Here is a 19,127-nt window from a genome sequence, read left to right as displayed (position 1 = left end):
ACCTGCAATGAAATCTGCTGGAAATGCCCCGCACCAGCGCAACTACACCTTGAAGAAGAATGTGCGTCTGGATTCAATCGCACTGCACTTCGTCAAGCCTCAAATTTACGCAGCGCTTCTAGGGAGAGAATTTTGATTTCACGCCTTTCGACCGAAATGATTCCGAGGTGATCCAGTGCCGAGAAGGCACGGCTGACGGTCTCCAGTGTGACGTTCAGGTGGTTACCGATGTCGCGCCGGGTCATCGGCAATGTAAATCGGTTGGCCGAGTAACCCATGGCGGCAAAACGTTCCGACTGGACACGCAGGAAGCGGGCAACCCGGGCTTCGGATTTGGCGGAGTGAGTCAAGGCGTAGGTTGTCTGCTCTTGAACGATTTCGCGGCTAATGGCCCAATAAGCCATGCGCTCAATGTCGTTGCAACCCCGGCCTGGCGAGAACAATTCCGTGTCAGGTATCTTGATCAAGTCGCAATCCGTCAAGGCCACCACTTCGCTCAAATACTTGTTTTTGCAGATCCCGTCAAAACCGAGCAAATCCCCTTTCATGGGAAAGGCCAGCACATGTTCAGCCCCGTCAACATGCGTCATCGACGTTTTCAGGGAACCGAGTCGGACCACATACAGCCCCTCAAAAGGCTGACCCATACGCAAGGCGGACTGACCTGCCTTGAGGCGACGACGCCTGAAAAGGCTGGTGTCGTTCATTCCGTGCAATTGACCATCAAACCGCAGTAAATTCAAAACTTCAGGGAAGTCCGACCAGCGCTCGTCACTGTCAAGCTTAAGCACAGGTTGACTGGCCGAGGGCTGCCAACGGGCTGCGCTCGGTAATGTTTGAACATTCATCATGTTGTTGCTCTCTTGCCGGATGCCGCGCCCGGTGGGCGCTTAAGCGAATCCCCGGGAACAACTTTAGGTGTCGCCCTGCGTTCCGTCTGTAGGGAGATATCGACGCATTGCGCAGGCAGTCATGGACAGTACAAACAACTAATCCGAGGCGCGACGGCCCCTGATTCCCTGGTCCTCGGAGTCAATCAGCTTGCAGCGAATAGCCAATCGCACCAGCCCCGGGACGTCGCTCACGCCCAGTTTGGCCATCAGGCGACTGCGGTAGGTGGCGACTGTCTTGGGTGACAGATGAAGTTTCAAGCCGATTTTGGCACTGGACTCGCCGTCGACCACCAAGGCAATGATTTGCCGCTCACGCGGTGACAGCGCACCCAGGGGGTCGGCGTCATCCTGTTGCGTGAAGACCTGCAGCGCAAGATCGGCCACTTCAGCACCGAGATGTTTTTTCCCCTGGACAGCCGCGTCAATGGCGGCCAGGAGATCGCTCCCTGCAGAGCCTTTGAGTACATAGGCGCTCGCCCCCATGCGCAGGGCCTCGGCCACATTGCGTGGCTGCGCCGACATGGTCAAAACGACACACCGGGTCGGTAAGCTTCGACGTTGCAGCTCTGCCAGCAGTTCAAACCCCGACCGACCGCCAAGATTCAGGTCAAGCAGCAGCACCTCGGGGCGCAGGCGCAGCAGGTCGGCCAGCGCCTCGGTGGGATCGGCCGACTCTCCCACGACTTTGTGCCCTTTCGCTTCCAGCAGGGCGCGCAAACCCTCCCGCATGAGCTGGTGGTCGTCGACCAGGTACAAGCGGGTCATGGCGAGGGCTGCCAGCTGAAACGCACGCACGTTCCATTGGATTGCTCTGAATTGACCGTCACAGTGGCGCCAATCGCCTGTGCCCGCTCCTGCATGCCAAGAATGCCCAGATGACCGGTTCGCTGTGTGGCGCCAGGCGTGATCCCGACGCCTTTGTCAGCGATCTCCAGATGCAACGAGTTGGCCGTGCCCGTGAGTCGGACCGCCACAGACGATGCGCCCGAATGCCGTAAGGAGTTTTCAACGGCTTCCCGGGCCACCATGAAGGCGGCATATTCGACCTCGCTTGGCCAGCGCAACAAGGCAAATTCTGGCGGTACCGAAACCGAGATATCAACATGTGGCTGCGTCAGCGATCGATTGCGAAGCTCATTGTCAAGCGCTGCCGCGAGCCCGTGCTCCTCCAGCAAGGGTGGGCGCAAGTCGATCAGCACTTGCCGGACCTGCCGGATGGCCTGGCTGATGAGTTTTCCCATTTGCGCCTGGAGACTGTCGATGCCCGGCGTGGTCTTGCCACGCTGTAGCGTAATGATTGTTTCGTGTGCCATGCGAATGGCCGCCATCGTCTGCCCCAATTGGTCGTGCAAGGCTTGAGCCAGGCGTTTGACGAGGGTCTTCTCCTGCGTCATGAGCCTTTGTGTCAGCTCCGAAAGCTGCGCCCGTGAATGCTTGTATTCAGCATCGTCTTGCAGGCGTTTCGTGACATCGCGCAGATTGACAATCAGCACCTGCTGGTCGTAAACCGTCACTTGGGAGATGGTGCCCTCCAGGTCAAGCTCCTGCCCATCCGAGCGAAGCCCCTTCACCAGGCCCATGCCCATCATGCGACTGACCACCCCTGATTCGGCGAAAGGGCGCAGATGCTGCCGATGCGCAGCCCGGAAGCGCTCAGGCAGTAGCACCTCCATGGTTTGACCCTGCATGCTGGCCTGGGTACGGCGAAAAACGCGCTCGGCGCCCGGGTTGAACATCTTGACCAGCCCTTGGACACCAACGCTGATGACGGCGTCTTCGGTCGAATTGACCACCGCCGCAAGTGTCTCGCGCTCCTCAATCAGCCGCTTCCGACTGGCGTGCTTTTCAGTCACATCGCGACAGTACACGGCCAAGCCTAGTACGGACGGGAAAGCATTCACTTCCAGCCACACCCCCCACTGCGGATAGAACGCCTCAAAACTGACCGGGACATTCTCAGCCATGGCACGTTCAAACTCGACGTGACACGTGCTGCCAACCGTCTCTGGAAACCTTTCCCATAGATTGCATCCCAGCAACTCACCGCGAAGACTGCGCAATGTTTGCTCGGCACGTGAGTTCACGTAGGTGATGTGCCACGCCCGATCCAGTGTCAGAAAAGCATCGGTGATGCTCTCCATGGTGGTCGCCAGCCGGTCGACCAGATCCCGCTGTGCCTGTTCCGTACGACGCTGCTCGGTTACGTCCCGGACCAGGGCCACGCTGGCGTAAGTGCCATCAAGCTCCAGCGTTTCGGTCACCATCTCGACTTCCATCACATCGCCGTTGCGACGCCTGTGTCGCCACACTTTCGTTGCGGCCTGCTGTTCCACGGGGAGTTTGAGGTGTGCCTGCACTTGCGCTATATCGTCTTCATGGTGAAGATCCAGCAAGGTCAGGCCGACAAACTCCTGCTCGCTGTAACCGTAATGCGCCAATGCGGCTTTGTTGACGGCCAGCATGCGCAGGGTCTTGGCGTCATAAACCCACATGGGCAGGGGATTGCGCTCAAAGAGCAGCCTGTAGCTGAGCTGTAGTTTTTTGGACGACTCTTCAGAAGGATTCTCCATAGAGGAGGCTTCCGTGACGGTTAACGCGGTTGGAGGTTCGCATGAAATATCCAATGGGATTGCCAAAAAATTCACAAAAGCTTACATAAAAGTATTTGGTAAATCTTACAGGAGACTGGATATAGCGTATAGCGCCAAGCACGTGGCAATGCGGGTTATCAGGTTTGCGTTTGCGGGTTATCAAACCCGACGCTCGTGCCAGGCATAAGCTCTGTCCGTCGCGGTTCGTCAGGACGCCTGGCGGGCAAGGGGTGCGAATGGCGGGGCCCGCAGGACAGGCGGATGCGGGGCGGTGATCTGATACGCTCACGCGGATGTCTGTTCGCCCCCCACTTTCGGTCCCTCACACGGCCATTCCCGCGATGCCACCTGGCCTGACGGTTGTCATCCTGTCACTGCTGTTAGGCCTGCAACCGATCACCACGGATTTGTACCTGCCAGCGCTGCCCGCGCTGACTGAAGGCTTTGGTGCGCCCATGGCGCAGGCACAGCTAACGTTGACTGCCCTGCTGCTGGCTTTTGGCCTGTCGCAACTGATCTGGGGCCCGCTGTCGGACCGGTATGGACGACGCCCTATCCTGCTGACGGGCATGGTGGCCTACGTGCTGGCGTCGGTCGCCAGCACCTTGTCACCCAGCATGGACATGCTGATTGTCTGGCGTACCGTGCAGGGCGCCGCCATGGGCGCTGCCGTGATGTGCGCCCGCGCCATCGTACGCGACCTGTACACACCGCTTCAGGGTGCGCGCGTCATGTCCAAAGGCTTGAGCGGGCTGGGCGTGATTGCCTGCTTGTGTGCCCCACTGGGTGGCCTGCTGTCAGACCTGTTCAACTGGCGCATCGCCCTGCTGGCGCTGGCCGTTTTTGGTGCTGTGTGCCTGGGTCTGGTGGCGCTGCGCTTCCTGGAAACCGTACCCCAAAAAAACATGAATGCGCTAAAGCCCGCCACCTTGGCGCGCACCTGGCTCATCATTTTGCGCAACCCCACTTTTCTGGCGTTCTCGGCCCTGTCCACCGCGTCCTACGGTGGACTGTTCACGTTTCTGGCCTCCTCCTCTTTTGTATTCATCAAGGTGCTGGGGCTGAGCAAAACGCAATATGGACTGCTGATGTTTTCGATGTCACTGTCCTACATTTTGGGCACATTCTTGTGCCGGCGTCTGCTGCCGCGATTTGGCGTGCGCCGCTCCGTGGCCATCGCGGGCGGGGTGTCGCTCACCGGCGGCACGCTGATGGGCGTGCTGGCGCTGGCGGGCGTGCACACTTCCTGGGCCATCATGTTGCCCTATTACCTGTTCATGCTGGCGCACGGTGTTCACCAGCCTTGCGGGCAGAGCGGCGCAGTCGGGCCATTCCCGCAAGCGGCCGGTGTCGCCTCGGCATTGAACGGTTTCCTGATGATGCTGGCCGCCTTTGCCATGGGCGGTTGGCTGGGCACGCACATGGACGGCACGGTGTTGCCGCTGGCCTATGGCGTCTGGTTCTGGAGCGCGCTGGTCGCGCTGGCGGCATGGACGGTGGTGCAAAAGCATGGAAAAACCGGTGAACACTGAAAACGCCGCGGCACCCGCGCGCAGCACCCTGCGCTACCTGGCCCTGGCCGGCCCCACGGCCTCGGGCAAGACGGCGGCCGCGCTGGCGATTGCGCGGCAGCACGACACGGAGATCATCAGCGTGGACTCGGCACTGGTCTACCGTGGCATGGACATCGGCACGGCCAAACCCACGGCTGAAGAACTGGCCGCCGTGCCACACCACCTGATCAACATCCGCGACCCACTGCAGGCCTACAGCGCCGCCGAGTTCGTGACCGACGCCCAGTCCCTGATCGCCGACATCACGGCGCGTGGCAAGCTGGCCCTGCTGGTGGGCGGCACCATGCTGTACTTCAAGGCGCTGCTGGACGGCATCGACGCCATGCCCAAGGCCAACCCGGCCATTCGTGCCGAGCTGGAAGAAGAGGCGCAACAAAAAGGCTGGCCCGCCATGCACGCCGCGCTGGCGCTGGTGGACCCGGTGACGGCGGCGCGCCTGAACCCGGCGGATTCGCAACGCATTCAGCGGGCGCTGGAAGTGTTCCGGATTTCCGGGCAAGCGCTGTCGTCCTTTCATACTACTAAAATAATAGCTACTCACGCAGGTAACACAGTGGCTAGAGGCCTAAATGATCATAAATACCCGGAAAACGACACGCGGCTGATCTCACTGGAGCCCACGGACCGCGCCTGGCTGCACCAGCGTATTGCCCAGCGCTTTGACTCCATGCTGGCCGCCGGTTTTCTGGATGAAGTCAAAGCCCTGCGCGCCCGTGGCGACCTGAACCCCGACCTGCCTTCCATGCGCTGTGTCGGCTACCGCCAGGCTTGGGAATATTTGGACGCGCTTGAAGCGCACGGACCGGGCACGCCGCCACCCATTGCGGCGTTCCGCGACAAGGGCATTTTTGCCACGCGTCAGCTCGCCAAACGCCAGATTACCTGGCTGCGCTCCATGCCCCAGCGCCGCATGGTGGCCTGCGATGACCCTGCAGCCCTGCAACAGGTACTGGCGATTGCCAAGAAATTTGCAGAAAACGGCCTATGAGCCTGGTGGTCACCAACTTGAGCAAGCACTACGGCGAGGTGGCCGTGTTCAGCCAGGTGTCGCTGACGGTCGCCACCGGCGAGTTTGTCGCCATTGTGGGTGAGTCCGGCGTGGGCAAGTCCACGCTGCTGAACTGCATGGCCGGGCTGGACCACTGGAGCAGCGGCTCGGTGCTGCTGGACGGGCTTGATCTGGGTCGCCTGAATGACGATCGGCTCGCCCTGCTGCGCCGCGAAAAAATAGGTTTTGTATTCCAGGCTTTTCATGTGTTGCCACACCTGGACGTGGCGCAAAACGTGGCGCTGCCGCTGATGCTGCTCGGCCAGCAGGACGACGCCCGGGTGCAGGCCATGCTGGAGGCCGTGGGTTTGGCGGGTCTGGGCCCACGCCTGCCGCAGCAACTCAGTGGTGGCCAGTTGCAGCGCGTGGCGATTGCGCGGGCGCTGATTCACCGCCCCACCCTGCTGCTGGCGGACGAGCCCACCGGCAATCTCGACCCGACCACGGCGGCCCTTGTGATGGATGCGCTGATTGCCCAGACCCGCCAACACCGGGCCTCACTGGTGCTGGTCACCCACTCGCAAGCGGCTGCCGCGCGGGCTGACCGGGTGCTCAGGCTGTCTGCCGACGGGCTTGGCCCGCTGGACTAGAAGTTCATCTTCCACTTATATATTGATATTTTACAAGGGCTCCTGATACCCAGGCGGGTATAAAAGTGGCTTCTTTACCACTGGGGGCTTCCATGAAGACAATGCGTTTATGGGTGGTTTCGTCTGTTGCGGCGTCCGCGATGGCCTTGCTGGGCACCTCAGTGCTGGCGCAGACACAAGGCGGCGCAGGTCCGGCCGCTGGCCCTGCTTCAGCCGCGTCCGCACCCGGCGGCATGGGCCGGGGTATGGGGCCGGGAATGGGCTCCGGCCCCGGCCGCGCTGCACAGTGGGGCACGGATTTCACCCCCGGCTGGTCCATGATGACGCGGGCGGAGCGCAATGAGCACCGTACGCACATGCGCTCCACAAAGACGTATGAGGAATGCAAAACTTATATGGACGAACACCACGCGCTGATGACGGAACGCGCCAAGGAAAAGGGTGGCAAGCCTCTCGCGCAGCCACGTCGCGATGCGTGTGCGGGCCTGAAACCCTGAGACTGCAACGTGCGCGCGGGGCAGTCACTCAATCTTGAGCCGCTGCACGCCGCCGCCCAGTTTTTTCGGCAAGGTGAGCGTAAGTACACCGTTGTCAACCCGGGCCCGAGCCTGTGAGGGCTCAATCTCCAGGGGCAGCTGAAAGCTGCGGCTGAGCGAACCAAAATACCGCTCATTGCGCAACACCTTGTCGTCCTGGGTCTGGACATCATGCTGCCTGACCTCGGCGCGCAGCATAACCACGCTGCCACTCAAGGACACATAGATGTTGTCCTTGCTCACGCCGGGCAACTCCGCGTGGACGGTGTAGGCCAGATCGTTCTCCTTCAAGTCCATCTTGATCTGGACAGGCTCTGGCAAGGGATCGCCGTGCAGGGACGTGACGTAAAAACCAGGGGATACGTCCCTGAAAATATCATCCAAAAGACTGCCGCGCATCACCCGTGGTTTCATCATCTTCTCCAGGGCATGAATGCTCTTGATGCCGCCCCGCAGCCCCGATGACCACGGACATCAGTCTTCAATCAATACCAGCACGTAGAAATCATTATTCAAGACACCAAAGAATCCGCGTTGATGGAAATCAAACCGACAAACTGGGCACCGGCGCCCCGCTGATATGGTTGACCAGCAGCTTGGCAACGGGCGACAAGGCCTCGTAAGTCCGCACGCACACCACCAGCTTTCGGGTCGCCCACGGCTCCCTGAGCGTCACGCACTTGATCTTCAGGGACCGGACATACAGTTGCGCGCTCTTGCGCGGAATTAAACCAATGCCCAGGCCGGCCGCCACCATGAGACACAGCGCGTCGTAACTGCTGACCTGAATCCGCAGGCGCAGCGTGCGGCCCAGATCGCCCGCCGCCTTGGTCAGCTGGTTGTTGATCGCGCTATTGGGATGGGCCCCCACAAAATCGTAGTCCAGTGCCTCATGCAGGGCCACGGATTTCTTGCCGCTCAGCGCGTGCCCGACCGGGACGACGACCACCAGTTCGTCATCGTGGTAGGGCAACTGTGTCAGGTTCTCGCCGTAGTTGCCGGCGTTGAGGATGCCGATATCTGCCATGTTGTCGGCCACGGCCTTGGCAATGACCGAGCTAATTCGCTCCTGGAGATGGATCTGCACCAGCGGATAGGCCACCATGAAGGATTTCAGCTCGTCGGGCAGAAACTGCGTGATGGCAGAGATGTTGGCGAACACCCTGACATGGCCACGCGTGCCGGAAGAATAGTCGCTCATCTGCTCAAAAATATCGTCCAGGTCATTGAGCACGCTGCGTGCCAGATTGAGCAGGGCAAAGGCCGCCGCTGTGGCCACGGTGCCCTTGTTGCTGCGCACAAAGAGTTCGGTGTTGAGGGTTTGCTCCAGCTCGCTCATGCGTTTGCTGACCGCTGACGCGGCTATGTGCTCGCGGTTGGCCGCCTCGACAATCGTGCCCTCCTCCATCACGGCGACAAAAAGCCTCAACGAGACGGGATCAAGTTTGGTCATGCAGCTCTCCGATGTGAATACGCTGGGGCAGACGCTGCCGCAGCGCCCCGATTACACCATCTCCATCCGCGATGCTGGCGTGGCAATAAGTTGATTTACCCGGACTGCGAAGGTGGCCATGATTCACCGCCAACAAGGAGTCTTTCATGGATAGCAACCCTCAAATCCCGATATCACCAGCCGCCCTCCAGGGCGTGCGGGTGATTGAAATGGGGCAATTGATCGCCGGTCCTTTTTGCGGCAAGACCCTGGGCGAGTTTGGCGCGGACGTCATCAAGATCGAAGCCCCCGGCGCGGGCGATCCCCTGCGCAACTGGCGCATGCTGCAGAGCGGGACCTCGGTCTGGTGGCAGGTCCAGTCGCGCAACAAGCGTTCGCTGGCCCTCGACCTGCGCAGCCCCGAAGGCCAGGACATTGCACGGCGCCTGATTGCCGATGCCGATGTGCTGATCGAGAATTTTCGCCCCGGCACGCTGGAGAAGTGGGGGCTGGGCTGGGATGATCTGCACGCGCTCAACCCCGGCCTGGTGATGCTGCGCATCTCGGGCTATGGGCAGACCGGCCCGTATCGGGACCTGCCGGGCTTTGGCGCCATCGGCGAAGCCATGGGCGGCCTGCGCCACCTCACCGGCGAGCCGGGCCGGGTGCCGGTGCGCGTGGGCGTCTCGATCGGCGACACCCTGGCGGCGCTGCACGGCACGATCGGTGTGCTGATGGCGCTGTACCACCGCAAGGTCAACGGTGGCGCCGGCCAGATGATCGACGTGGCCCTGCACGAGGCGGTCTTCAACGTGATGGAAAGCCTGATCCCGGAATACAGCGCATTCGGCGCCGTGCGCGAAGCCGCTGGCAGCGCCCTGCCCGGCATTTCACCATCCAACGCCTACGCCTGTTCCGACGGTTATGTACTGATTGCTGGCAATGGCGATAGCATCTTCAAGCGGCTGATGGAGACGATCGGACGCGGCGACCTCGGCGAGGCGCCGGACTTGGCCAGCAATGCCGGACGCACACTGCGTGTCGCCGAACTCGACGCCGCCATCGGCCACTGGACGCAGGGCCGCAGCATCGGTGAGGTGCTGGCCGTTCTGGGCGCAGCCCATGTGCCGGCGGGACGCGTTTACACGGCCAAAGATATCCATGAGGACCCGCACTACCGGGCTCGCGACATGATCCTGAGCCAGACCACGCGCGATGGCGACCGCATGGACGTGCCGGGCATCGTGCCCAAGCTGTCGGCCACCCCCGGCACCATCCGCTCCTGCGCGCCGCACCTGGGGGACGACACCGATGGTGTGCTGCGGCAAATGGGCCTCTCCACGGCCGACATCAGCACCTTGCGTCAAAAAGGAATCATTGCATGAACACCTCACCCGTCTGGCACGGCGCGCAAAAGCGCATCTATATGCAGGAGGTTGGCACGCGCGACGGCCTACAGGTCGAAGCGGCTTTTGTCGCCACCGAAGACAAGATTGCACTCGTCAACGAACTGTCGGACGCCGGCCTGAGCAAGATCGAAGTGACTGCCTTTGTCTCACCGCAAGCCATTCCCGCACTGAGCGATGCCGAGATCGTGCTGCGCGAGATCACGCGCCGCCCCGGCGTGGTGTATAGCGCGCTGGTGCCGAATGTGCGCGGTGCCGAACGGGCCATCGAGGCGCGCGCCGATGAGCTCAACCTGGTGATGTCGGCCAGTGAAACCCACAATCTCGCCAACCTGCGCATGACGCGCACCCAGTCTTTTGGCGGTCTGGCGCAGGTCGCTCAGCTGGCACTCAGCCAGGGCGTGGCGGTGAACGTCTCACTGTCCTGTTCGTTTGGCTGCCCGATGGAGGGCGACGTGCCTGAGGCGACCGTTCTGGCATGGGCGCAGCGTTTTGTGGACCTGGGTGCGCGCGGCGTCACGCTGTGCGATACGACCGGCATGGCCTACCCGGGCCAAGTCGCCACGCTCACGCAGGCCTTTCGCCAGCGCTGGCCCGACACCGAACTCACGCTGCATTTCCACAACACCCGCGGCCTGGGTCTGGCCAATGTGCTGGCCGGTATTGACGCCGGCGCCGAGCGTTTTGATGCCTCGCTCGGCGGTATCGGCGGCTGCCCCTACGCCCCCGGCGCGACCGGCAACGTCTGCAGCGAAGAGATGGTTCACGCACTCGATTTGATGGGTTACGACACCGGCGTTGACCTGACGCGTCTGATCACCGCCGCCCGGCGCCTGCCCGGCCTGATTGGCCACGACATTCCCAGCCAGATCACCAAGGCGGGCCGCCGGCTGGATTTGCACCCTGTGCCCGCCGATTTCGATGCGATTCGCGACCGTGCGTTGGCACGCGACGCGGCTCACAAACTTTCACGTTAAGACCTATTTCAACAAGGAGACTCTGATGACAAACAAGCAACGCAGCCTACGGGCTCTCGCAATCACTACCCTCGCAGCCTCGGCCGCCCTGAGCGGTCTGGTCCAGGCGCAAACCCCGGCCAATGGCAGTTACCCGGCACGCCCGATCATGCTGGTGGTACCTGCGGCAACCGGTGGCACCACCGACATTTCAGCCCGCATGCTGGCGGTGCCGTTGGGCGCGGCCTTGGGTCAGACCGTGATCGTGGACAACCGCGGCGGCGCCAATGGCAGCATCGCAGCGGTGGCGGTCAAGCGCGCGGAACCCGACGGCTACACCCTGCTGATGCAGTACTCCGGCTACCACGTCATCACGCCGGTCGTCAGCAAGACGCCGCTGCAGTGGGACGCCAAAGACTTTCAGCCCGTCGCCAATGTGATTTCCGCCCCGCAAGTCGTCGTGGTGCGTGCCAGCTTGCCGGTCAAAACCATGGCCGAGCTGATTGCCTACGCCAAGGCCAATCCGGGCAAACTGAACTACGCCTCCTCGGGCAATGGTTCTCTGCAGCACGTCACCGGCGCCATGCTGGAGCAACAGGCGGGCGTGCAGATGACCCATATTCCCTACAAGGGCACCGGCCCGGCGCTGCAGGATTTGCTGGGCGGCCAGGTCGACCTGACCTTCGGCACGCCGCCGCCGTTCATGCCGCACATCCAGTCCGGCAAGTTGCGCGCGCTGGCCATCACCGGAAAAACCCGCCTGCCCAGCCTGCCTGAGGTGCCAACGACTGCCGAGGCCGGTCTGCCCAAGCTCGATGCGAGTTCGTGGTTCGCGGTGTTTGCGCCGGCCAAAACGCCCAAGCCCATCGTTGACCGGCTCAGCAACGAGATCGCGAAGCTGGCCGCAACACCGGCCTTCAAACAAAAGGCCATCGAACAGGGTGCCACCGTTGACTACATGAACCCGCAACAACTGGCGGACTTCAGTACGGGCGAACTGGCGCGCTGGACGCAAGTGGTCAAGGCGTCAAAAATCGAGGCGGACTGAAAGTTGCCGACAGCGCAAGATGCTCAGCCGCGAACCTTGCGTTCGCGCTGCCCCTCGCTGTCAATGGCGGCCACCAGCAAGCCCAGCTCCTGCGCCAGGATGTCCAGCACGTCATCCAGCGTGACCACGCCCACCAGCTCGTCCTGGGCGCCAACCACCGGAATGCGGCGCACACCCTTGCGGCGCATGGTACGCATCAGGTCGATCAGTGAATCGTCCTCGCGGGCGGTGACCAGGTCGGTGGTCATCACGTCCTCCACGCACAGGGTGCTGGGGTCCAGGTCGGCGGCGACCACGGCGGTCACGATGTCGCGGTCGGTGAGCACGCCCAACACGACCCGCTGAGCGCCCACTTCATCGACCACGATGAGAGCCCCGACATGGTTCTCCCGCATCAGCCGCGCCGCGCCATTCAGGGTCGTCTGCCTGAAGGCAATGGTCACGCTGCGTGTGCAAATTTCGCCGGTGGTTAGACGTTCACCCATACAGTTCTCCCTATTTTCTGCCTGCGAGATGTCATTTGCCGGGCTCTTCACCATGTGGTGGCACGGCGTGCTGTTTCACCTGCCCCCGGCGCTTGCGCACGACATCCTCCAACTGGCGCCGCATGTTGTCAAAGGCCTCGCGCAAGGCTGTGTTGGCGTCTTCGTGCCGGACCCGGTTCACCACCAGCTCAATGCCCGGCAACGTGAGGTCAATGCGCACACTGAAAGGCCGCCCCTGCGATTTGTGCTTTTGCTCCAGGTCGATGCTGACGCGACAGGTCATGATGTCGTTGGCGAATGACTCAAGCTTGTAGGCGTGCTCACGTGCACAGTTCGCGAGCGCATCCGAACGTTCCATGCCATGAAACTGAATGTGAACCGGAAGCTTCATCTGTGCACCTCCTGTGCGGCGATACAGTTGCATTCTTGGGGAGCGCACGGAAATCAGATTGAGATTTGTCAAGAGCGCAATACACTGCCTGCAGACCCCATAACCTCCCATGATCGAGCTGCTAAAAACCTTTTCCTGGCAAGAGCTTCGCCACCATCCCTGGCGCAACGCGGCCGCCGTGGTGGCCGTGATGCTGGGCGTGGCGCTCTCGTTTTCGGTGCAGTTGATCAACGCCTCGGCGCTCGACGAATTCTCCCAAGCGGTGCGTTCGGTCAACGGCCAGCCGGATCTGGAACTGCGTGGCATGCAGGGCAGTTTTGACGAGGCGGTCTTTGCGCGCGTGGCCCAACTTGCGCAGGTGACTGTGGCCTCCCCGGTGCTGGAATTCACCACCTACGCGCTGACGCCAAATGCCGAGCGTGTGCCACTGCGTGTGGTCGGTGTTGATGCCCTGGCGGTGGCCAGCGTGGCGCCGGCGCTCATGCCGCTGCCCGCGCCGGAGGCCGACCGGCTGGCACTCTTCTCGCCCAACAGCGTATTTTTGAATGCGGCCGCGCGCCAACGGTTCGATGGCGACAGCTTGCAGCTGCAAAGTGCCTTGCAACTCAAAGAAGTGACGGTGATGGGCCGCGTCAACGCCGGTGGCGCGCCGCTGGCGGTGATGGACATTGGTGCTGCGCAAGAGCTGTTTGCCAAGCAGGGGCAGCTGACGCGCATTGACATCCGGCTGCAGCCCGGCACCGACCGGGCCGCCTTTGTGCGCGCGCTGCAAAGTACCCCCAACTGGCCACCTGACCTGAGCCTGGCCGAACCCGGCGACGCGGCGGCCCGGGTCAGCAAGCTGTCGCGCGCCTACCGCGTCAACCTCTCCGTGCTGGCGCTGGTGGCCTTGTTCACCGGGGCGTTTCTGGTGTTCTCGGTGCTGTCGCTGAGCGTGGCCAAACGGGCGCAGCAGTTTGCGCTGCTTGGCGTGCTCGGCTTGAGCGGGCGCGACCGGCTGGCGCTGGTGTTGTGGGAGTCGCTGGCCCTCGGGCTGGTGGGCAGCGCGGCCGGCATTGCCTTGGGCACAGGCCTGGCGGCACTGGCCCTGCGCCTGCTCGGCGGCGACCTGGGCGGCGGCTACTTCACTGGCGTCGCCCCGGCCCTGCAATGGAGCGGCTGGGCGGCGCTGATTTATGGCGCTCTGGGGGTGCTGGCCGCGCTGGTGGGCGGCTGGTGGCCGGCGCGCCAAGCCCAGCGTCTGCCACCCGCGCAGACGCTCAAAGGCCTGGGCGGTGCTTTGGTGGCGGGTCGCAGCCACTGGATAGGTATCATTTTGATAGCTGCTGGCATCCTGCTGGCGATGGCTCCGGCCATATTTGACATACCGCTGGCGGCCTACGCCTCGGTTGCGCTGCTGCTGGTGGGCGGCATCACGGCGCTGCCCTGGCTGGTGGCGCTGCTGCTGGACCGGATCAGCCCCCTGGTGGCGCGCCACACCCTGCCGCTGCTGGCGGTAGAGCGTGCCCGCCGGGTGCGCGAGAGCGCGGCGGTGGCGGTCAGCGGCGTGGTGGCGTCGCTCAGCCTGGCGGTGGCGCTGACCGTGATGGTGGCGAGTTTTCGCGACTCGGTGACGCAGTGGCTGGACCGCGTGCTGCCGGCCGATCTGTATGTACGAAGTGCCAGCCATCTCGGGGCCAGCGACACGGTGTACTTCAGCCCTGAGTTTGTGCAGGCTGCCGCCACGGTCGCGGGCGTGCAGCGGGTGCAGGCGCAACGCCAGATGACGCTGCTACTGGACCCGGCCCGCCCGGCGGTGGCGCTGATTGCCCGCGAACTCGATGACCCGGCGCGCAGCCTGCCGCTGGTTGACGAGCCGCTGCCCGTGCCCCCGGGACAGATCGGCATCTATGTGAGCGAGGCCATGGTCGACCTGCATGGCGCCCGGTTGGGCGCGGCGTTTATCCCACTTTCAGTATCATTCAGGCCTCTAGCCCTCGTGGAACAAGCGCAACCAGCTATATTTTTTGTAGCAGGCGTGTGGCGCGACTACATCCGCCAGTCCGGCGCCATTGCGCTGGACAAGCGCGTGTTCGAGCGGCTCACCGGCGACCGGCGCGCCAATGACCTGGCGCTGTGGCTCCAGGACGCCGCCGAGCCGGAGCGGGTGCAGCAAGCGCTGCGCAAGCTGGCCGATCAGCATGGCCTGGGCGCTGGCCAGCTGCTTGACTTCGGCACGGCCAGCCAGATTCGCGCCACCTCGCTGCGCATCTTCGACCGCAGTTTTGCCGTCACCTACTGGCTGCAGGGAGTGGCGATTGGCATTGGCCTGTTTGGCGTGGCGGCGAGTTTCAGCGCCCAGGTGCTGTCCCGGCGCAAGGAGTTTGGCCTGTTGGCCCACCTCGGCTTGACGCGCCGGCAGATTCTGGCCGTGGTGGCGTATGAGGGCGCCGCCTGGACCACGCTGGGCGCCATTGCCGGTCTGGGACTGGGCCTGGCGGTGGCGGTGGTGCTGGTGCATGTGGTGAACCCGCAAAGTTTTCACTGGACCATGGAGCTGAGTCTGCCCTGGCTGCGCTTGGTCATCGTGTGCTTGGCCGTGGTGGCGGCAGGCACGATTACTGCTTGGCTTGCTGGGCGGGCGGCGGCGGGCCGGGAGTCGGTACTGGCGGTGAAGGAGGACTGGTAGAAACCAGACCCCGGCGCCTAAGTCGCAGCCCGTAGAATGATTTTGCTTGCTTTTTCAACTTGCCGAGGCAGTGCCTCGGTACTCAAAGGATCTATTCATGAAAAAACTCCTGCTGGCCATCGCCCTGGGATCGTTGTGTGTCGCATCATTTGCACAAGGCAAAGACCTCAAGGTCGCCATCGATCCGACCTACGAGCCCTTCACTTTCAAGACCGGTGACGGCAAGCCCACCGGGTTTGACGTGGACATTGCCAGTGCCCTGTGCGAGCAGATCAAGCGCAAGTGCGTGTTCGTCGAGCAGGTGTGGGACAGCATGATTCCAGGCCTGCAGGCCAAGAAATACGACGTCATCATCAGCTCGATGTCGATCACGGAAGACCGCCTGAAGGTCGTTGATTTCACTGACAAGTACTACAACACGCCGAGCCGCGTGGTGGTGAAGAAGGACGTGAAATTCACCGATCCGGCATCGCTCAAGGGCAAGAAAATCGGCGTGCTCAAAGGCAGCACGCAGGAGAAATACGCCATGGGCGAGCTCAAGACGGCGGGCGTGGAAGTGATCCCCTACGAAGCCCAGGACCAGGTCTATCTGGACATCAAGTCCGGCCGACTCGACGGCACCGTGGCCGACTTCGTGGAAGTCACCGGCGGTTTCCTGAGCAAGCCTGAAGGCAAGGACTACACCCTGGTCGGTCCGGAGCTGTACACGCCGAAATATTTCGGCAGCGGTGTGGGCATTGCCTTGCGCAAGGGTCAAACCGCGCTCAAGAACGAATTGAATACAGCCATCAAGACCATCCGTGGCAACGGCGCTTACAAGAAGATCAACGACAAGTACTTCAAGTTCGACGTCTACGGAAAATAACCACCGCCCAGGCCAACGCGTCGGCGCACGGAAACTCTGTGCGCCGACGTTTTTCCATCTCGTTGTAGCCCACTGCCCATGAATGCTTATTACGTTGCCATCCTGCAAGGCTCCGCGTTGACCGTGGGCGTTTCGCTCTCTGCCCTGCTGGTGTCCATCGTGTTGGGTCTGGCGGGCGCCGCGGCCAAGCTCTCGGGCCGGCCCGTGCTCGTGGCGCTTGCCACCGTCTACACCACCCTCATTCGGGGTGTGCCCGAACTGGTCTTGATGCTGCTGATTTTTTACGGTGGCACCATCGGCCTGAACAACCTGCTGGAGTGGATGGGCAGCGAGGCCACGGTGGACATCAACCCGTTTTTCGCCGGCGTGCTGACCATCGGCTTTATCTACGGCGCCTTCATGACCGAAACCTTTCGCGGCGCGATTCTCGCTATCCCCAAGGGTCAAGTGGAAGCCGCGTGGGCCTTTGGCATGGGCCGCACGCAGGCTTTTCTGCGCATTACCGCACCGCAAATGGTGCGCTACGCCCTGCCCGGCTTTACCAACAACTGGCTGGTGCTGATCAAGGCCACGGCCCTGGTCAGCCTGATCGGCCTGCAGGAAATGACCTACCTGGCCAAGCAGGCCAGCGCGGCCACGCGATCGCCTTTCGCCTTCTTTTTGTTCACTGCCGCGCTGTTCCTGATCTACACCACGGTGTCGCTTTATGCGCTGCGCCGCCTCAATGCCCGCTTCAGCCTGGGCACCAAACGGATACAAGTCTGAATGGGCTGGGCTGTCATCTTTGAACCCCAGAACCTGGCCCTGTACGGCACAGGCATCCTGACGACGCTGGGTCTGCTTTTTTCCTCGCTGGCGGTCGGCGGCGTGCTGGCCCTGATTTTTGCCCTGCTGTTGACCGGCCCGATTGCCTTCCTGCGCTGGATCGTGGGCGCTTATACCTTCGTCATTCGCGGCACGCCGCTGCTGATCCAGGTCTATATGATTTATTACGGCCTGGGCCAGCTGGAATGGATACAGGCACGCTGGGACACCGTCTGGCCGTGGACGCATTTCAAGGAACCGTTCTTCTGTGCGCTGCTGGCCTTCAGCCTGAACACGGCCGCCTACACCGCCGAGATGCTGGCCGGCGCCATCCGCGAGACCAGCGCCGGTGAAATCGAGGCCGCCCAGGCCTATGGCATGAGCCGCTTCAAGCTGATGCTGCACATCGTGCTGCCCAGCGCCATGCGGCGCACCTTGCCGGCCTACAGCAATGAGGTGGTGATGATGCTGCACGCCACCAGCCTGGCCAGCGCCGTGCCCAGCATGCTGGATGTGACCGCCGCCGCCAGCCGGATTTACTCGGACTATTACCTGCCGTTTGAGGCCTACCTGGCCGCCGCTTCGATTTACCTGGTGGCCTCGTTCTGCCTGATCGGTTTCTTCAAATTCAGCGAGGGGCGCCTGCTGGCTTATCTGGCGCCGCGCAAACATTGACGTTCATGCAAACCATCCACCATCCCCTGCTGTCCGCCAGCCTGGGCAGCCAAAAAACACTGACCAGCTTTCACTTTGGCACGCCCGGCCACTCGCCCAAGGTCTACATCCAGGCCAGTCTGCATGCCGACGAACTGCCGGGCATGCTCGTCGCCCACCACTTGCGTGCGCTGCTGGCGGTGGCCGACGCGGCCGGGCAGCTACGGGGCGAAGTCGTCCTGGTGCCGGTCGCCAACCCGCTGGGGCTGGCCCAGCGCCTGGACCACAAACCGATGGGCCGGTTTGATCTGGGCACGTCCGAGAACTTCAACCGCCACTACCCCGATCTGGCCAAGGCCATCCTGCCGGCGGTGCGAAACGTGTTGGGCAAGGACCCGCAGGCGAACGTGAACGCCGTGCGTCATGCCGTGGGCGAGCATCTGCGCAACTGGGTGCCGACCACCGAGCTGGAAAGTCTGCGTCGCACATTGCTCAGTCTGGCCTTTGACGCCGATTTTGTGCTGGACCTGCATTGCGACGCTGAAGCCGTGATGCATTTTTATACGGAAGAGAGTTGCTGGCCGCAACTGGCGCCGCTGGCCCGATTCCTGGGGTGCGAAGCCATTTTGCTGGCCAAGAATTCAGGCGGCGGCCCGTTCGACGAATGCCTGTCCGGCGTCTGGTGGCAACTCGCCGATGCCCTGGCCGCCGTCGGCCTGGCCGTGCCGTTGCCGCAAGGCTGTTGCACCACCACCATCGAGTTGCGCGGCGAAGCCGATGTGAGCCATGCCTGGGCGCAAGCCGATGCACAGGCCATTTACGCCTGGTTGCAGCACACGCAGGTCATCTCTTGCCCCCAACCGCCCGACGTGCCTGCGTTCAAATGCCAACCGACGCCGCTGGCCGGCTCGGAAACCGTGACGGCCCCGGCCCCGGGCGTCGTGGTTTTTGCCGCCACGGCGGGCGACATGCTGCGCAAAGGAGACCTGGTGGCCGAAGTCATTGATCCCATTGCCGATCGGACCCACCGCGTGCTGGCCGGCGTCGACGGCGTCTTGTTTGCCCGCATCCGCGACCGTTACATCACGGCCGGGGGCGAACTGGCGAAGATTGCCGGCGCCATACCTTTTCGCACCGGCGCGCTGTTGGGCGCCTGACATTCTTTTCATACCCTGCACACCAGCCC

Annotated in this window: 19 protein-coding genes; 12 read left to right on the top strand and 7 right to left on the bottom strand. The window is 62.5% G+C overall.

Annotated elements, in window-relative coordinates; translation table 11 throughout:
* Positions 1–92: 92 nt before the first annotated feature.
* The 3 genes from C5P05_RS33025 to C5P05_RS33015 all read right to left on the bottom strand — a co-directional run bounded on the left by C5P05_RS33025 (position 93) and on the right by C5P05_RS33015 (position 3,463).
* Positions 93–851 carry a Crp/Fnr family transcriptional regulator gene (locus C5P05_RS33025; protein ID WP_114974084.1) on the bottom strand — a complete coding sequence of 253 codons (759 nt, stop codon included), beginning with the start codon at positions 849–851 and terminating at the stop codon, positions 93–95.
* Positions 852–989: 138 nt separating this feature from the next.
* Entirely contained in the window at positions 990–1,658 is a 669-nt protein-coding gene (locus tag C5P05_RS33020; RefSeq protein ID WP_114974083.1) for a response regulator transcription factor, read from the bottom strand.
* Positions 1,655–3,463: a PAS domain S-box protein gene (locus C5P05_RS33015; RefSeq protein WP_114974082.1), complete on the bottom strand. Its 1,809-nt coding sequence runs from the start codon at positions 3,461–3,463 to the stop codon at positions 1,655–1,657. The genes C5P05_RS33020 and C5P05_RS33015 overlap by 4 nt, the downstream gene beginning before the upstream one ends.
* Positions 3,464–3,825: 362 nt before the next feature.
* On the opposite strand from C5P05_RS33015, the gene C5P05_RS33010 reads away from it, so the two are divergent.
* The 4 genes from C5P05_RS33010 (at position 3,826) to C5P05_RS32995 (ending at position 7,193) form a co-directional block, all read left to right on the top strand.
* Positions 3,826–5,016 carry a multidrug effflux MFS transporter gene (locus tag C5P05_RS33010; RefSeq protein ID WP_332871380.1) on the top strand — a complete coding sequence of 397 codons (1,191 nt, stop codon included), beginning with the start codon at positions 3,826–3,828 and terminating at the stop codon, positions 5,014–5,016.
* Positions 4,994–6,046, top strand: coding sequence for a tRNA (adenosine(37)-N6)-dimethylallyltransferase MiaA (miaA, locus tag C5P05_RS33005; RefSeq protein ID WP_114974080.1), 1,053 nt, complete (start codon positions 4,994–4,996; stop codon positions 6,044–6,046). The genes C5P05_RS33010 and miaA overlap by 23 nt, the downstream gene beginning before the upstream one ends.
* Positions 6,043–6,696, top strand: coding sequence for an ABC transporter ATP-binding protein (locus C5P05_RS33000; RefSeq protein WP_114974079.1), 654 nt, complete (start codon positions 6,043–6,045; stop codon positions 6,694–6,696). The genes miaA and C5P05_RS33000 overlap by 4 nt, the downstream gene beginning before the upstream one ends.
* A 92-nt stretch (positions 6,697–6,788) precedes the next feature.
* Positions 6,789–7,193: a hypothetical protein gene (locus tag C5P05_RS32995; protein WP_157979505.1), complete on the top strand. Its 405-nt coding sequence runs from the start codon at positions 6,789–6,791 to the stop codon at positions 7,191–7,193.
* A gap of 24 nt (positions 7,194–7,217) precedes the next feature.
* Here C5P05_RS32995 and C5P05_RS32990 read toward each other — a convergent pair whose 3' ends face one another.
* Both C5P05_RS32990 and C5P05_RS32985 read right to left on the bottom strand, forming a co-directional pair.
* Positions 7,218–7,646 carry an Hsp20/alpha crystallin family protein gene (locus tag C5P05_RS32990; RefSeq protein ID WP_114974077.1) on the bottom strand — a complete coding sequence of 143 codons (429 nt, stop codon included), beginning with the start codon at positions 7,644–7,646 and terminating at the stop codon, positions 7,218–7,220.
* Between the two features lie 130 nt (positions 7,647–7,776).
* Positions 7,777–8,685 carry a LysR family transcriptional regulator gene (locus C5P05_RS32985; RefSeq protein WP_114974076.1) on the bottom strand — a complete coding sequence of 303 codons (909 nt, stop codon included), beginning with the start codon at positions 8,683–8,685 and terminating at the stop codon, positions 7,777–7,779.
* Positions 8,686–8,831: 146 nt separating this feature from the next.
* Here C5P05_RS32985 and C5P05_RS32980 point away from each other — a divergent pair, with 146 nt between their 5' ends.
* From C5P05_RS32980 to C5P05_RS32970, 3 genes are read left to right on the top strand one after another with little or no spacing between them, the layout of a single operon-like run.
* Complete coding sequence (locus tag C5P05_RS32980) at positions 8,832–10,049, top strand: CaiB/BaiF CoA transferase family protein (protein WP_114974075.1); 1,218 nt, start codon at positions 8,832–8,834, stop codon at positions 10,047–10,049.
* A complete protein-coding gene (locus tag C5P05_RS32975; RefSeq protein WP_114974074.1) occupies positions 10,046–11,047 on the top strand; it encodes a hydroxymethylglutaryl-CoA lyase in 1,002 nt (333 codons plus the stop codon). Before C5P05_RS32980 ends, C5P05_RS32975 begins: the two co-directional genes overlap by 4 nt.
* Positions 11,048–11,072: 25 nt before the next feature.
* Positions 11,073–12,074 carry a Bug family tripartite tricarboxylate transporter substrate binding protein gene (locus C5P05_RS32970; RefSeq protein WP_114974073.1) on the top strand — a complete coding sequence of 334 codons (1,002 nt, stop codon included), beginning with the start codon at positions 11,073–11,075 and terminating at the stop codon, positions 12,072–12,074.
* A 23-nt stretch (positions 12,075–12,097) separates the two neighbouring features.
* Here C5P05_RS32970 and C5P05_RS32965 read toward each other — a convergent pair whose 3' ends face one another.
* Together C5P05_RS32965 and C5P05_RS32960 are read right to left on the bottom strand one after the other, a co-directional pair.
* Positions 12,098–12,559 (bottom strand): CBS domain-containing protein, encoded by a 462-nt coding sequence (locus C5P05_RS32965; protein ID WP_114974072.1) that lies wholly within the window; start codon positions 12,557–12,559, stop codon positions 12,098–12,100.
* Between the two features lie 31 nt (positions 12,560–12,590).
* Positions 12,591–12,950, bottom strand: coding sequence for an HPF/RaiA family ribosome-associated protein (locus C5P05_RS32960; RefSeq protein ID WP_114974071.1), 360 nt, complete (start codon positions 12,948–12,950; stop codon positions 12,591–12,593).
* 109 nt (positions 12,951–13,059) lie between these two features.
* Here C5P05_RS32960 and C5P05_RS32955 point away from each other — a divergent pair, with 109 nt between their 5' ends.
* The 5 genes from C5P05_RS32955 to C5P05_RS32935 all read left to right on the top strand — a co-directional run bounded on the left by C5P05_RS32955 (position 13,060) and on the right by C5P05_RS32935 (position 19,098).
* Complete coding sequence (locus C5P05_RS32955; RefSeq protein ID WP_114974070.1) at positions 13,060–15,618, top strand: FtsX-like permease family protein; 2,559 nt, start codon at positions 13,060–13,062, stop codon at positions 15,616–15,618.
* Between the two features lie 97 nt (positions 15,619–15,715).
* Positions 15,716–16,483: an ABC transporter substrate-binding protein gene (locus C5P05_RS32950; RefSeq protein WP_114974069.1), complete on the top strand. Its 768-nt coding sequence runs from the start codon at positions 15,716–15,718 to the stop codon at positions 16,481–16,483.
* Between the two features lie 78 nt (positions 16,484–16,561).
* Positions 16,562–17,248 carry an ABC transporter permease gene (locus C5P05_RS32945; protein WP_114974068.1) on the top strand — a complete coding sequence of 229 codons (687 nt, stop codon included), beginning with the start codon at positions 16,562–16,564 and terminating at the stop codon, positions 17,246–17,248.
* On the top strand, positions 17,249–17,962 hold the full coding sequence (locus tag C5P05_RS32940; RefSeq protein WP_114974067.1) for an ABC transporter permease: 714 nt from the start codon (positions 17,249–17,251) through the stop codon (positions 17,960–17,962).
* A 5-nt stretch (positions 17,963–17,967) separates the two neighbouring features.
* Entirely contained in the window at positions 17,968–19,098 is a 1,131-nt protein-coding gene (locus C5P05_RS32935; RefSeq protein ID WP_114974066.1) for a succinylglutamate desuccinylase/aspartoacylase family protein, read from the top strand.
* Positions 19,099–19,127 lie beyond the last annotated feature (29 nt).

The organism is Rhodoferax ferrireducens (genome assembly GCF_003347515.1).
In the GTDB taxonomy this organism is placed as follows: Bacteria; Pseudomonadota; Gammaproteobacteria; order Burkholderiales; family Burkholderiaceae_C; genus Rhodoferax.
This window is presented reverse-complemented; position numbering and strand designations above follow the sequence as displayed.